13 protein-coding genes are annotated in these 14,807 nt (G+C 63.7%); 6 read left to right on the top strand and 7 right to left on the bottom strand.

The features are described 5' to 3' along the window. A partial coding sequence (locus M4D77_RS12485) for a 13E12 repeat family protein (protein WP_259936342.1) occupies nucleotides 1-799 on the bottom strand: 799 nt, incomplete at its 3' end. Nucleotides 800-1,016: 217 nt separating this feature from the next. Here M4D77_RS12485 and M4D77_RS12480 point away from each other — a divergent pair. Both M4D77_RS12480 and M4D77_RS12475 read left to right on the top strand, forming a co-directional pair. After that, nucleotides 1,017-1,685, top strand: coding sequence for a DUF433 domain-containing protein (locus tag M4D77_RS12480; RefSeq protein ID WP_259936341.1), 669 nt, complete (start codon nucleotides 1,017-1,019; stop codon nucleotides 1,683-1,685). After that, entirely contained in the window at nucleotides 1,612-2,073 is a 462-nt protein-coding gene (locus M4D77_RS12475; protein WP_311199317.1) for a hypothetical protein, read from the top strand. The genes M4D77_RS12480 and M4D77_RS12475 overlap by 74 nt, the downstream gene beginning before the upstream one ends. A 28-nt stretch (nucleotides 2,074-2,101) precedes the next feature. On the opposite strand, the gene M4D77_RS12470 is transcribed toward M4D77_RS12475, so the two are convergent. From M4D77_RS12470 to M4D77_RS12450, 5 genes are all read right to left on the bottom strand, one after another. After that, nucleotides 2,102-3,007 carry a hypothetical protein gene (locus tag M4D77_RS12470; RefSeq protein ID WP_259936340.1) on the bottom strand — a complete coding sequence of 302 codons (906 nt, stop codon included), beginning with the start codon at nucleotides 3,005-3,007 and terminating at the stop codon, nucleotides 2,102-2,104. Further along, a complete protein-coding gene (locus M4D77_RS12465; RefSeq protein ID WP_259936339.1) occupies nucleotides 3,000-6,200 on the bottom strand; it encodes a type I restriction endonuclease subunit R in 3,201 nt (1,066 codons plus the stop codon). The genes M4D77_RS12470 and M4D77_RS12465 overlap by 8 nt, the downstream gene beginning before the upstream one ends. A gap of 59 nt (nucleotides 6,201-6,259) precedes the next feature. After that, nucleotides 6,260-7,375 carry a restriction endonuclease subunit S gene (locus M4D77_RS12460; protein WP_396266579.1) on the bottom strand — a complete coding sequence of 372 codons (1,116 nt, stop codon included), beginning with the start codon at nucleotides 7,373-7,375 and terminating at the stop codon, nucleotides 6,260-6,262. Between the two features lie 76 nt (nucleotides 7,376-7,451). Further along, on the bottom strand, nucleotides 7,452-9,077 hold the full coding sequence (locus tag M4D77_RS12455; protein ID WP_259936337.1) for a class I SAM-dependent DNA methyltransferase: 1,626 nt from the start codon (nucleotides 9,075-9,077) through the stop codon (nucleotides 7,452-7,454). A gap of 56 nt (nucleotides 9,078-9,133) precedes the next feature. After that, on the bottom strand, nucleotides 9,134-11,026 hold the full coding sequence (locus tag M4D77_RS12450; protein WP_259936336.1) for a hypothetical protein: 1,893 nt from the start codon (nucleotides 11,024-11,026) through the stop codon (nucleotides 9,134-9,136). Nucleotides 11,027-11,216: 190 nt separating this feature from the next. Between M4D77_RS12450 and M4D77_RS12445 the strand changes: the two genes are divergently transcribed. The 4 genes from M4D77_RS12445 (at nucleotide 11,217) to M4D77_RS12430 (ending at nucleotide 14,204) form a co-directional block, all read left to right on the top strand. Continuing rightward, nucleotides 11,217-12,635, top strand: a complete 1,419-nt coding sequence (locus tag M4D77_RS12445) for a Fis family transcriptional regulator (protein WP_259936335.1) — start codon at nucleotides 11,217-11,219, stop codon at nucleotides 12,633-12,635. Next, complete coding sequence (locus M4D77_RS12440; protein ID WP_065632779.1) at nucleotides 12,635-12,988, top strand: hypothetical protein; 354 nt, start codon at nucleotides 12,635-12,637, stop codon at nucleotides 12,986-12,988. Before M4D77_RS12445 ends, M4D77_RS12440 begins: the two co-directional genes overlap by 1 nt. A gap of 136 nt (nucleotides 12,989-13,124) precedes the next feature. Further along, complete coding sequence (locus M4D77_RS12435; RefSeq protein ID WP_211538125.1) at nucleotides 13,125-13,508, top strand: hypothetical protein; 384 nt, start codon at nucleotides 13,125-13,127, stop codon at nucleotides 13,506-13,508. A 156-nt stretch (nucleotides 13,509-13,664) separates the two neighbouring features. Further along, nucleotides 13,665-14,204, top strand: coding sequence for a hypothetical protein (locus tag M4D77_RS12430; RefSeq protein WP_259936333.1), 540 nt, complete (start codon nucleotides 13,665-13,667; stop codon nucleotides 14,202-14,204). 196 nt (nucleotides 14,205-14,400) lie between these two features. Here the strand turns inward: M4D77_RS12430 and M4D77_RS12425 are convergent, their stop codons facing one another. Beyond that, entirely contained in the window at nucleotides 14,401-14,763 is a 363-nt protein-coding gene (locus tag M4D77_RS12425) for a GNAT family N-acetyltransferase (protein WP_259936332.1), read from the bottom strand. Nucleotides 14,764-14,807: the final 44 nt, after the last annotated feature.

Raw genomic sequence — 14,807 nt, 5'->3', positions numbered from 1 at the left:
TTCGCGGGTCACCGGCGTGGACCGCGGTGGCCATCGCCGTCAGGCGGGCGTCGAACTCGGCGGCATCAGCATTGGGCAGCGTCCCGGAGATCCGGGACTGCCCGGGCGTGAAGCGATCAGGAGTGACGGTCACCTTGCGGTCGGACTTCACCCGCTCCTTGCGTCGACGGATCGCGTCGGGTGCCCACTTGGCGACGATCGAATCGACCATGGCGGTGAACCGGGCCGTCGACATCGGTGCGCGGGCGAAGATCGCTTCGGCGAGATGGGCGTCGACGGTCTGCATCTCTTCGTCGTCGGTGATGAGATCGGTGCGCTTGAGAGCGATGAGGAAGCGGCGCTTGTCGATTCGACCGCACGCCAGTGCGTGCCCGGTGAAGGAGAGTCGGTAGCGCAGTGCGTCGCCGGCCTCGATGAGTTCTTTCGCCTCGGCCGGTGTCACGGTGAGGGTGGCACCGACTTCGGCGATGGCCTGTTCGAGACCGTTGGGCCCGAACTGCTCGTAGGGGTTCTCGCCCGCGGCCACTCGCGCGGACAGGTGCTCGAAGGCTTCGATGGAGTCGAGTTCGCCGCTGTGCGTCTCGGCGCGCCGCTGTGCGTAGTCCATCTCGCGTTCATCGTGAATGAGGCTGGCAACGACCATCATTCGATGCGCGGACGCCGCCGCCAAGCCCGCGCAGTGATTCAGGACCTCGACGAGTTCTGAAGCGGAGAGTTCATGGTCGGGACGAAAGCGCGGCTCGACCGACTCCTGTGACGAGTCCACCGATGTGGATCCGGCCCCCGCCCCCGATGACATGACACCAGAGTACTCGAAAACATGTTCGAGTCAAGTGTTGATTTTCAACTTTGTCAGACTCTCGTCGAATGAAATCACGACGCACCGACAGGTCGGAGGGTGCTCACTGCCTACCGCAGTCGGGGTGCAGACTCCACAGAGCTGCTCACGGTGCCATCATGATGTGGCTACAATCGACAACTCGTAGTCCAGGGTCAGGCGGGAGGTAGAACGCAGCGTGACCACCATCGGCGATCCTCGCTTTGATGCAGGCATTCTCACCATGAGCGACGCGGCTCGTTATCTCGCCATCAGTCAGCAGACGTTCCACCGCTGGGCGAAAGGCTACGACCGCGGGGAGCCGCTCCTTCATGTGGTGGACGCGCCACAGCGAAAAGCGAACGTGTCCTTCATCGCCCTGACCGAGGCATACGTACTCGACGCCCTTCGCAGCGCAGGCGTTCACGTTCGCAAGATCCGTCCCGCGCTCGAGCAGCTGCGACGGGACTTCGGCCGTGACTACGTGCTGACAGCGCCGAATCTGGCCACAGACGGCGTTGATGTCCTTTGGGACTTCGCCAAGACCCGAGCCGGCGCCGGGCTCATCGAAGCGCGATCCGGACAGAATGTCATCCGCGAGATCGTCCAGGACTACATCTCATATGTCAGTTGGGACGGTGAGCATCCGAGCCGCCTACAACTACGCGAATGGGAGCCGGAGAAGGTCATCGTCGACCCAGACGTTGCATTCGGGCAGCCGCGGTTCGGAGCATCAGGACCTCGCCTCGCGGACGTCGCTGCAATGCTGAAAGCCGGAGAGGACGGCGAGGTCGTTGCCGAGGAGTTCGACATCTCGAGATCCCAGGTTCGAACCGCCGCCCGCGTCCTCCTGGGCCGCACCGCCTGAGTTCTACCTGGATGAGAACATCGCCGGCAGGACCTTGCGGCGATCGATCGAAGATCTCGGCTACATCGTCCATACTCCGGCTGCGGTGTACGGAACTCGCGCGGCAGCGGAGGGGACGCCGGACGAACGCTGGCTCCGTGATGTCGGCCGGAACGGATGGGCGGCAATTGGTCGGGACACCACAATTCTCGTCACGCCTTCGGAATTGCAGGCCTACAAGCGCGCTCGCATCCACCTGTTCCTGTTTCACGGTCATGCCACCAGGCAGCAGCTGATCGATGCCCTCCACGCGAATCTGCGCGACATCTGTACGCACTGCATGAGCGGCACCCCGTCCGTGTGGCGCGTCTTCGGTGACCCACGCCCGCGTCTCGAGCAGTTGATGTAGCCGTCGTCGTTGGCCTCCAGGCGTGACGTCAGCGATGTCTATGGGGCGGGCCGATGCGGACAAGGCGTGGGTCCTGCGTGATCTCGCGTACCTCAAACGACGGGTCGATGTCCTCGGTGAAACGTTCGACGACCAGAGAACCGTTGCTGTCGAACCCGATTCGGTGATGAGTCAATCTTGTGGTGAACTTCCAGACGGCCATTTCTTCGATGTCGGTGGTGACAGAGTCTTCGCACTGGACGCATTCCAGTGCCTCGTCGCTGTCCGGGTCGTCGGTGTGTTCGTCGCACGGCTTCCACTCGGAGGTGACGAGATACCCGGGGGTCCACAGTGTGGCGTCGGTCGGAGGCCATTCGACCGAGTACCACTCGCCAGGGGCGACGCCGTACGTGCTGGCGGCTTCGTCGAGGGCGATCTTGCGGTCGGCTTCGGTCCATACGACCCGGGGCGGAATCGCCACGTCTTCGATGGGATCGATTCCGGCGTAGTCGGCGGGATCGCCGAGCAGTTCGGTATCGGTGGCATCCTGCTGACTTGCCGGACCACCTGAGCGGTGCGAGTCGAGCGTCGCTGCTTCGGCTGTCGCCGCGTCGATCTCGGCTGCGAGATACGCAGCGGAGTTCATCCGCTCATGAACCGATTTCGCTGGAATCCGCGAGACGAGCTCGTCGATCACTGCTTGGTCGGCGGCGTACAGCACTTCGGAAACCTGGCGCAGAGCGGTTTTTCCATCCTGCACCGGGATTTCGGACGCCTTGGAGTCCCACGTTTTCGTGGCGATCTGATCGCGCCGATCAAGCATGTCCGACACGAGCGAACTGATGTCGTCTGCGGACGTCGTGTCAGGGAGGAGCGACAGCTCCCTCAGATCGGAGATGACACGCGTGAATCGATCGCGTGCATCAGAGGACCAATCGATCCAGTGCTCAGTCATCGTCGTCTCCCGGGGCGTTCTCTGCTGCGAACCTAGGTGCCATCATCTCCATCTGCTCGAACACCGTGGTGATGGCGGCCGGCTGCTTGTCCGGCGGGTATTTGTACTTGACCAGCAAGCGTTTGATGGAGGACCGCAGTTTCGCGCGCACGTCGTCGCGGACGGTCCAGTCGAATTTGGTGTCGCGCTGCATGATCCGGACCAGCTCGCGCGCAATCTGGGCGAGGACTTCGTCGCCCTGGAACTCGACCGCCGACTCGTTCTTCGCAACGGCGTCGTAGAAGGCGAGTTCGTCCTCGCTCAGAGCGGGTGAGAAGCGTTCACCGCGGCTTCCCTCCGCCGCCACTTCTTTGGCCATCGCGATGAGCTCGGCGATGACTTCGGCGGAGGTGATCTGTTGGTTGGTGTAGCGCTTCATCAGATCGGTGATCCGCTCGGAGAAGTCACGCTGCCGAACGACGTTGTTCCGCGTTGCACGCGCAGATTCCTCGGTCAGGGTCGCGCGAAGCGCTTCGATCGCCAGATGCGGGTTGGTGGCGGCCTTGGCCTTGGTCTCGAAGTCGGGCCCGAGGTCGGACAACGACGGCTTGGGAAGTCCTGCCGCGTCGTAGATGTCGACGATTTCACCGCTCGCGGTGGAGCGCGCCACCAACGACGACAGCAGGCGTTTGATCTCCTCCGGAACCGGGCGACCTTCGGCCTGCCGGTCGGCGGCGTCGAACTTGCCCATCCAGACGCGGACTTCTTCGTAGAACTGGACCGTCGGCCGCAACTCGCCGAGCGACTTCTCTCCACCGGCCAGTGCCCAGGCTCTTGCGAGATGGGCGGAGAGGGAGCGGTATCGTCCGCCGAGAGTCTCCTCGTCTTCGGATCCTGCGTTGCCCGGGGTTTCGGGCGAGCGCAGGTACTCGGTCAGGCCGATGGCCGCTTTCATCCACCCGCGGTCGGGGTCCTTGGCCTTGCTTCGCCAGTCGTATCCGGAGCACACGTCATCGAGTTGTGCGAGCAGCTGCTGGGTGAGTGCGACCGCCTCGTCGATGTTCCGGCCGACCGGTTGCTGTGCCTGGTCGGTCTCGGTGTACTCGGCCAGTGCCTTGTGCAGGTTGTCGGCCAGGGGAGCGTACGCGACGAGCAGGCCGGACGGCTTTCCTCGAAAGGTCCGGTTCACTCGTGCCAAGGTCTGCATGAGCAGGGCGCCCTTGAGTGGGCGGTCGAGATACAGCGTGTGCAATGGCGGCGCGTCGAACCCGGTGAGCATCATGTCCTTGACGATGACGATCTGCAGTTCGTCGTCGGGGTCTTTCAGGCGCTTCTGGATGATCTTGTTCTGCGCGTCTCGCCGAACGTGTTTCGCGACCAGGCCCTGGTCCTTGGCGCTGCCGGAGTAGACGACCTTGATGACTCCTCGGTCGACGGCGTCGTCGTGCCACTCCGGACGGAGTGTGACGATCTCCTCGTAGAGCCGGGCGGCGATGTCGCGGGTTGCGGTAACGATGAACGCCTTGCCGGGCGTCGAGATGAAGGTCTCGAGGGATGCTGACCGGCCGTCCCAGTGGTCGGCAATGTCCGCAGCGAGCGCCTTCACCCGTTCCGGGGCGCCGTACACCGCGTTGATGACGGCCACGGACTTCTCGATCTGCGCGCGTTCGGCGTCGTCGAGGCCGCGTGTCGCCTCATCCGCGGCGCGGTCGAGATCGTCCTCGGATACGTCCTCGGTGAGGCCGACCCGGATCAGTCGCGGCTCGAAGTAGACCGGCACAGTGGCGCCGTCGTCGACGGCCCGGGTGAGGTCGTAGATATCGATGTACGGGCCGAAGACCTCTCGGGTGTTGCGCTCGGCGAAGGAAATCGGAGTGCCGGTGAATGCGATCAGCGTCGCATGGGGAACCGCGTCGGCGAGATGGCGGGCGTAACCGTCGAGGTCGTCGTAGTGACTGCGGTGCGCCTCGTCGACGACGACGATGACATTGCGACGACCAGTCAACAGCGGGTGGTCGGCGCCGGCCTCACGTTCGGCCTGCGTGCGACTGAACTTCTGCAGGGTGGTGAAGTAGATGCCGCCGGTCGTGCGGTTGGACAGCTCGTCGCGGAGTTGTTCTCGCGACGTGACTTTCACCGGTGACTCGTCGAGTAGTTCGGACCGATTGAAGGTCTCGAACAGCTGTCCGTCGAGTTCGCGCCGGTCGGTGACCACGATGATCGTCGGGTTCTTGAGCTTGGGCTGACGTGCCACGAGGTGGGCATACAGCTCCATCTCCATGGACTTGCCCGATCCCTGGGTGTGCCACACGACGCCGGCCTTGCCATCGCTCTCCGCAGCCGCGACCGTGTTACCGACGGCCTTGGTGACCGCGAAATACTGGTGCGGCTTGGTGATTCGCTTCAGGTAGCCGTCGGCGCCGGCGTCGAAGGCGGTGAAGTTCCGCTGGATCTGCAGGAACCGCTCGGGGTTGAAGACACCGTCGATCAGGTACTCCAGTTCGAGTCCCATCTTCTCCGGGTCGGTCGGGTGGCCCGCCGCGATCGGTTTGCCGTCGTCGTCGACGTTCCACGGTGCGAAGTGTTCGAGAGGTGTGAACGGCGTGCCGTACCGAGCCGTGATCACGTCGCTGATCACCGAGACCACCGCGAATCGGAACACCATCGGGAACTCGCGCAGGTAGGTCTGGAGCTGGGCGTGGGCGGACGCCAGGTCCGCCTGCGCCGAACCGGCTTGTTTGAGTTCGAAGAACGCGACCGGCAGGCCGTTGAGGTACAGCACCACATCGAAACGACGCTGATGCTCTGAGTTGCGCACGGTCACCTGCTGGACCGCGAGCATCTCGTTGTCTTCGGGGCGGGCGCCGATCAGGCGGATGGTCGGAGTCTGCTCCAAGCCGTCGTGGTCGACGTAGGAGATGCCCCGGAGACCCTTGACGAGAATCTCGTGTAGGCGATGGTTCTCGGCGAGCGGGTCTCCGGACTCAGGCGCCAGGACTGCCGCCCGCGCCTGAACGAGATACTCGTACGGCACAGCGGGATTCAGCTCCCGCATCTTCGTAAGGAGCCGCTCGGGGAGGACGATGTCATCCCACGACGTGCGGCCGTCCTCGGTGCCCGGCGCGATCTCGGACCCGTGCGTCGGCTGCCACTCCTGATCCGCCAGCCACTCGAGTGCCAACGTCTCCCACTCGGATTCGGGAAATACGCTCATCTAGTGATCCTGCCTGTGTTTCGGGTGGGAGACGTTGGTCTGTCTGCGGGGGTTCGTTGTCAGACGATTTCTTCGATCTCACCCTCGATGTCTTTCACGGTCACCTTGCCAGACATCAGGAGTGGGAGGAGTTGATCGCGGGTGTGGGCGAGGGTGACACATTCGCTCCGCAAGGTCTCGACCAGCGAGTCGTTCTGATGCAGATAGTCCTCGAGCTCTTGCTGTCGATGCATAGGCGGGATGCGAAGCTCGATATTGCGGACCAGTTCAGCACGTAACTCGGTTTGTCCGGTGCTTCCTTCGGCGAGACCTTCAATATCTCGCTCCAACGATATCAATGCATGGCCCGCACAAGCTGGACTTACCTTGTCAGAATTGAATCTCACGATTGTGATGTGGGAGTCGACCGTCGCCTGTAGGTCCGTGGTCCATCGGGCCGCGCGACCTAGTGTCCCCTGGCCAGTCGAGTTGATGAGAACGTCGTCGGGTCGGAGAACGCGGCTGAGTCGGCGTGGCGAGGCTGCGGTCCGACGGGCGAGTCTGGTGCTTACGAGCTGCCCGCGAACGCACTTTTGATTGAGGACCATCAGTCCTCCCTCGTCGACGTAGGAGGGCGCAGCACCACGAGTCACAAGTTCAGCAATTTCACGGACTGGCAGCAGCGAGCCGTCGCGGGCCGCAGCCGCCACACAGACTGCGGCGAGGCGGCAGGCTATTTCGATAGTTTGCTCGTTCGCCGCGATCTTGTCGTCGAGGGCGCCAAGGACTTCGGCGATGGCCTTCTGCTTGACAGCATCCGGAACCTCGATTGCCATCTTGTCAACGCGCGTGATGTAGATGTGCTTGATGGTCGAACCATCCGCGTCCGCAGCCATCGCCGCTTGATATCTCGGAGCCTGCAATAGGTACGCCAGAAATCGTGGGTTAACGTCTGACTTTAGCTGCAGGAGGGCAACTGACTGATTGATGCAGATGTCGTCCCGATCGCATACGGCAACGCGGCCAATACTTCCATCCTTGGTCAAGAGGATGTCACCGACTCGTGGCCGACTCTTGTCGGTTAACCTCTCTCGGAACGCTTCCACGGACGTATGGCGCACGGTGCTGTAGTCAATGCGGCCTCCCCGGATATCTTTCGCTGTCACCATGGTGGGTCCGGAGTCTGTAGTCGGCATCGGGTTGGTGAAACCGTACGTGATGCGTGTCAAGAGGTCGCCAAGCTGGACCTGTTGCCACGAGGTATTTTGTGACCTAACCATGAAGCCGCTCCATCTGCGCGCGAACAACCTTCTCCAGCCGCGTGGATTCATCGAGAGCGGCAAACAGCTCCGTCCGGAGGCGAGCGACCTTCTCATCGATCGGCTCGCCGTCATCTTCGACCTCGCGTGCGCCCACGTACCGCCCGGGCGTCAGCGCATAGCCCGCAGCCTTGATTTCCTCGAGCGTCGCCGACTTGCAGAACCCCGGGACGTCCTCGTACTCGACCTCTTTCTCGGCAGCCGAGGTGGATCCGCGCCACGCGTGAAACGTGTCGCCGATCTTGACGATCTCCTCGTCGGTCAACGCACGCTCGGCACGGTCGATCATGTATCCCATCTCCCGAGCGTCGATGAACAACACTTGCCCGCTTCTGTCTGCAGAACCCTGCTTGCCCTTCGTCTTGTCCTTCGCGAAGAACCAGAGGCACACCGGGATCCCGGTGCTGCGGAACAGCTGCGTCGGCAGAGCGATCATGCACGACACCAGGTCGGCATCCACGATCTGGGCGCGTATCTCGCCCTCTCCGTTGTTGTTCGACGACATCGAACCGTTTGCCAGCACCACGCCCGCCTTGCCGCCAGGAGCCAGCTTCGACAAAATGTGCTGCAACCACGCGTAGTTGGCGTTTTTCGCCGGCGGAACCCCGTACCGCCAGCGGGGATCCTCCTCGTTCCGGGACCAGTCCTTGATGTTGAACGGCGGATTGGCCATCACATAGTCCATCTGGAGATCCGCGTGCTGATCCCGGGCGAACGTGTCGCCCCAGCGGGCACCGAGACCATTGTTGTCGATCCCGTGGATCGCGAGGTTCATCTTCGCCATCCGCCAGGTCTCCTCGATGGCCTCCTGGCCATAGACCGAGACCTGTTTCGGGTCACCGTCATGCTCGTAGATGAACTGCTCGGTCTGCACGAACATGCCACCCGACCCACAGCACGGGTCGTAGACGCGTCCCTTCGACGGCTCGAGTACCTCGACGATCACCCGGACGACGCTGCGCGGGGTGAAGAACTCTCCGCCCCGCTTGCCTTCCGCACGGGCGAAGTTGCCCAGGAAGTACTCGTAGACCTCACCCATCAGGTCACGCGCCTTGTGTTCACCTTGGCGGCTGAACCGGGCGCTGTTGAACAGGTCAACGAGCTCGCCGAGGCGACGCTGATCGATGTTGTCGCGGTTGTAGATCCGGGGGAGCGTACCCGCGAGCGACTTGTTGGCGGCGATGACCGCGTCCATCGCCTCGTCAATCAATTGGCCGATGTTCTTGTCTGGCGAACCGTCGTCGGAGGCGAGACCCTTGGCGTTGTCCGCCAGAAATGACCAGCGTGCGATCGGCGGGACCACGAAGACCCCGGCACCCTGGTACTCGCCGGCGTCGTCGATGACATCGGCTATCTGCGACTCGTCGAAACCGTCATCGGCCAGTTCGCGTCGGATGTCTTCTCGACGTTCGTCGTACGCATCCGAGACGTACTTGAGGAAGACCAGCCCCAGGATCACGTCCTTGTACTGACTCGCCGACAGCGACCCGCGGAGCTTGTCCGCCGCTTTCCACAGTGTGTCCTTGAGCTCTTTCATCGTCGACGGAGCCGACGGCTCTGCCTTGCGCCTCGCGGCCATTGGTGGTTCCTCTCTATCGAAGCTGCGGTTGGGACAGGGGAGCGGTCATCGACCACTCATCCCCGCCCCGCCGTTGTCCTCACGGCCGTTATGCCCGGTGTGGTTTCGGTGGTGTCAAGGGAGATGTCGCCGGCGGCGACGCCATCGATGAGCGCGACGGTCAGTTCTCTGGCGGCCGCCACCTTTCGCTCGACGGCGCGCTGGTAGTCCGCGACGTCGGCGAGAGCTCGTTCGAGTTGGTCGGACTCGGTAGAGGTGAGCCCGGGTACACGCCAGGTCTGCCACTCGGAGCCGGGTTCGCATCGCGAGTTGATGATCGCCGCGAGCGTGTGGGGACCGAGCGGCGCCCGCGGGTCGATTCGCAGGAGCTTCGCTGGAGCCTTCACCAGCGACCCGCCCACGTTGTCGATGACCGCGTGCGGGACCGGCTTCTCGACGAACACGATGTCGCCCGGATCGGTTCGTCGGGCGCGTGGATAGCGTTGCGCCGCATCGAACGGATCGAAGCGTAGCGTTCCTTCCGGCAAGACAATCACCGTTCCATGTGGGTCGGCATCCGACTCGTCGAAGCGGTTTCCCGAGCGCACCGTGATGAGTTTGCTCTCCTGTAACTCGGCTAGCGACTGATCGTGCGTCCGGAACCGTCCGGACGCTGCCTTGATGAGCACGTCCACCGTGCGTGCGGGAGTCGACGTCTGCAGCGTGGCGTGGTGGACACGGTCAGCGTGGTCGGCGAGCGCGCGGGATCGGAGGCGCGGCGCACTGGTCCCGCGGGGAACGACCGTGCCGCTTCCCCGGATCGCGATCAATTCGCGCGACCGAAAATACCGGTGGGCGCGCCGGGCATCCCGGTCGAGGATCGCGGTGACGTCGCTGGCGAGGTCGCCCAGGTCGTCGACGGAGAACCTGTCCAGGTCGGCAGTGCCGATGAGGTCCGAATCCGTCCCGCCCCGACAGATCCACAAAGCCTGGCTTTGCCGATGTGCCTCGCGCCAGAGACCGCGCGGAAGGCGTAGTGCCGCAACGACACTGCCGATCTTGAGCGTCTCGGATCGGCGGATCTGCAAGTCGCCGGCGAGGTGATCGGTGAGCGCGGCCGCAGGTGCCATGACCACCGCGACGTCGCCGTCCCGCAGATCGAGAAGGAGTGCATCCACAGCTTCCAGCACATCGCACACCTCGGACCCGATGAGCGAGGCGACAACTGCGCCGCGTGCCTGTACGGCGGTGCTCACGTCGACTCTCGCGATCGCCGCTCGCCGCCGGAGATCCCGGGCCTCGCTGTCGGTGCCCCGGACGACCAGCTCCGACGCCAGGTCGGCGCACGCGAGCGCCAGGGTCGGGTCGCCAGCCGGGACGATAGACACATCTGCGTCGAGGTGCGCCACTGCGGCGCCGACAACTCCGCGGACGAGACCCAGAGCGTCGGGGGTCAGGTCGCGTACGCCGCGTGCTCTGCCCAACCGTCCTCGCTCCAGACGCGTCAGCGCATCAGGTGTGCCCAGGGAGGCGTCGACGAGCTGCTCGGTGAACCGCACCGAATCCGATGTTGCCGTGAACGCGTCGATTTCGCGTCGGATCAGTTGATCGTCAGGGTCGACTCGCGCGGCCGCAGTGGTCAGTTCGCCGTGTGATGCATCCGCGAAGTCGACTCCTGACAACGCGTACAGAGCCAGTAGGCAAACGACATCGTCGAACCGGACGTGCTCCGGCACTGCCAGAGCGTCGACGTCCAGATGTTGTTCGGCGCGGTTCTTGCCACGACCCGTTCGGTCGAGCCACTCCACGATCTCGGTGCGGTCGAAATGTTCGATGCCACCGATCGTCGAGACCGCAGTAGGGAAGGGGAACGACTCGCCGCGCACGATCGGGCGTTTGCGCCACTGGCTGACTGCCGGCCGCGTTACTCTCGCCAGGTCGGCGATGTCCTGCATCGTCAGTGTGGTCATTGCGGTCACCTCCTCGCCCTTGTCGACTGCTCATCGTTTCTCGGAGAACACTACCCAGCCGGCACTTGTACAAGGTTCGTCTCACTGTTAAGGCGGCTTAACAGTGACATGTTATCGGCAGACTTCGGCCCTGGCGCAGTCTGTGTTCGGCAGCCGATCCCCTTGGTCGGCCAGACCGGGAGGAGCTGAAATGACCGAACCGAAAGCACCCGCACACTTTGATGAACTGGCCGCAGCCGTCGTCATCGAAGGGGTGACACTCCGAGACAAAGACGTTGTCCGCGAAGCGCAGCGATGGACCACCGGCGAACGAGGGCCGATCGTCGAAGACCAGGCGACCCTCGTCGAGGCGGACCTCGAAGATTTCGTTGCCAAGGCGATCACCATTGGTTCTCACGCCCTGTCGGCGACCGGCGACGCCCAGGAATCGCGTGCGCTCGAGCGCATGATCACCGAACTCGGTGAGAGGGCTGCGTCGTCGACGGCAGAGGCCGCTTCGATGACCGACCGCAGCGTGAAAGCCGCGTCGGAGGCCGTCAGCAAGGCTGCCGCGGAAGCGCAGAAGAACCTTCGCGAAGCCGACGAGGCAACTCGCAAGTCACTCTCGGACGCCATTGCACTGATGCGCCGCGAGACCGAAGCCGAACTCAAACGGCTGTTCGGAGGTACCGACCCGGAGGTCGTCGACCGCTTCGCGCCACTGCTCGAACGTTTTGCCGCGAACCTCGACAAACGAGCCGCCGAGAACACCAGCGAACTGCTCGCCAAGGCGGCCAAACAGTTCGATCCTGCCGACCCGACATCTCCCATGGCCAAGCACACCGCAGACCTCGCCAAGCGTCAGGACGCTCTGACTGCCCAACTCGCAGAACAGCACTCGGCGGTGGCCCGTCGGCTCGACGAGGTGGTCACGGCGTTGAAGGTAGCCGAGGCGAAAGCGTCGGTGAGCAAGGTGTCCCCGATCAAGGGGAGCACCTACGAGGCCGAGATCCATCAGGTTCTCCACCAGGTCGCCGCCGGCCTCGGGGATGAGTACCTCGAAACCGGTGCCGTCGTCGGCTCGGTCGTTCGCTGCAAGAAGGGCGACGGCGTGCTGGTCGTCGACGGCGGAGACGCGCGCGTCGTCGTCGAGGTGACCGACTCGAAGCGGGATCATTGGGGGGCGTACTTCGACGAAGCTGAACGAAACCGGAACGCCACTGCCGCGATCGGCCTGGTCCGGTCCGTGGAACAGAACTGCGGTGAGACGATCCGCGTGCTCGGTCGGCGTCGAATCGTGCTCGCTTTCGACCCGACTGCCGATGACCCCGACCTCATGCGTGCGGTCGTCATGCTCCTGCGGACCGCATCCCTGGCTGCGGCCACCAGGTCGGGCGCGCAGGAGATCAACACCGCGGAGGAGAAGATCACCGCCGCAGTCAAACAACTCGAAAAGATCGACGAGATCAAGAAGTCTGCCGGTGCGATCGCGAACAACGTGCGCAAGATCGAGAGCACCTGCGGGGCTGTCTACTCGGCCATCGACCGACTGCTGGCCGACGCCCTGAACGCGCTGGCGGGCGTGGATTCTGACGACTCGGCAATCGCCACCGAACGCGGCGTCGCGTGATGCCGGAGCCTGTCCGACTTCCCGACGCGATGGCGCCTCCGGCCGTTGACTGTTCCGTCAACACAGGGTGGTATCCGCTTCTGGTCCGTCTCCATCGTCAACTCACCGCCGTCACCGACGATTTCACCTACGTGCAGATCAAGGAGAAGTTCGGGGTCCTGCGCTGCTACGTGAACTACGGAGACTCGGTCGACGAATTCACCCGCGGTGTCTGCGAGCTCCTGATCGACGCCAGCGTGGAGGAGTCCAGCACGATCTGCGAACTGTGTGGCCGGCGCGGACGAATCCGAACGGGCATCGCCCGCGTCCGTACCGCATGCGAGTCGTGCTTCCGAGGAGTCGACATGCAGTAGGCATCCATCGGCTGTCGGGCGACCAGACGATTTCCTGGTCGGCCCTGTCAATCACCCGGGTGAATTCCGTCCGACACGCACACGTGCGCTGTGTCCGCGGCGTCACCTGGAACATCGCTACACAAGGAGAATTGAAATGCGCAAGATCATCCGCACGGCTCTCATCGGCGCCGGAGCCATCATCCCCGCGCTCGCACTCGCGGTCCCTGCCGAGGCCGTGATCACCGACCAGTACGACCGCGTGAAGACCGTATTCTGTTCGTCCGAGCGGTACGGCAACGACGTCGAATACGACAACGGCAACCGCCACTACGATCAGCGGGTCCAGCTCTCGGAGCGGAACAACGGACTCTGGTGCGGATCGTCGAGCTTCACCGAGTACAAGGAGTACGGCCAGTACATCTCGGCAGACATCCAGAACGACAACGCGAGCTACGTGTACTGCGCGATCTGGATCAACGGGCAGATCGCTGAACGCGACGAGGACCGCTCCGAGTACGGCGCTTGGGCCATGTGCTGATCGAAGCCTGCTCGACCGGGGCGCCCTTGTCTGGACGTGTAGTCCGTCCGTACCAATTTGAGCCGCGGGCCATCCGTTGAGCGCGCTGTCCGTATCGAGCCGTGGGACGATGCCGTGTCTGTCGGTACTGAGAAAGGGTCGCACATGCGTCGGATCGTGCTGAGAATCATCGGGATCGCCGCTCTGGGTGTGATCACAGGGTGTGCGGAGGAGCAGGCGCCTGCGCCGGAGACGGTGACCGCAACCGTCACCGCCACTCAGGCCACCAGCTCCACGACCGCGGTCTCCACCGGTGCCGCCGCATACTCGTCGGGGACCAGTACTGAAGCGAGTGCCGACGTTGATGCGATCCGGTCTGTGAAGCTGGAGTTCTACAGCGGGGACAAAGTGGGAGACAAGATGATCCAGCTCAATCGACGCGGCGGTACGAGCTTCCCGGGAGTGAGCTGGACGTCGCGGTCGGAGAACGGCGACCTCGAATCGGATGACTGCGCGGTGGTGATCGATGTGACCGGCCCAGGCGATGTCGATGAACGGTACCGGAGCGATGAATGCAGCGGCGGGCGGACGTTCAGCCAGATGCCATCGATCACGGTGCCGGGCGACTACCGGATCACGGTGTCGGTGACCCCGCCCGGTGGTGGACAGCCGATAGTGGCCACCGAGACCATCAAGGTCATCGGAGTCGGGCAGTAGTTCGACGATTCACCGGTCCGGACGACAGACGGGCTCTCGCCCGCACCGTAGCGTTCTCGTCAAGTGGCGTTCTCGCGCCATACATTTGACTGACGAGGAGGGCGAAAGATGAGAAGGCGACTGATCTCTGTTGTGGTGGCGAGTGCCGCGGCATCGGATTGAAGAACTAGGTCAACACGTCCGTTGACCGCGGACCTCAGCCGATCGTGCGCGAAAGTGGTTGCTCGACAACCAGACCGAGCGCACCCTCGGCAAACCTCGAGACCGGCCCGACGGCGGTGTCGAGCGCCTCGTCGTAGCCGTCCCGGGCCTGGCCCCACAGGCGGCCCGACGAGCCGTTCGGCGTGACCCCGATCAGGGCGATGAGCTCACCAGTGGTGGGGATGCAGATCGCCCAGACGAATCGTGTCTCCGACTCCCAGTCACGCTGCGCCGCAGCGACGTACGCGGCGGGGTCGTCGACCTCGAGATGAGACAACGCCGGGACGTCGGTGATCCGCTCGTCCGCACGAAGCGCACGCAGATACCACGTCCCGGCGTTGATCTCGACTGGTTGCATTGCCTTGTTGTACGCCCGCCCTTCGAGGCTCGTCGCTTGCGCTC

This window comes from Gordonia sp. p3-SID1431 (assembly GCF_025143765.1).
In the GTDB taxonomy this organism is placed as follows: Bacteria; Actinomycetota; Actinomycetes; order Mycobacteriales; family Mycobacteriaceae; genus Gordonia; species Gordonia hongkongensis.
This window is presented reverse-complemented; position numbering and strand designations above follow the sequence as displayed.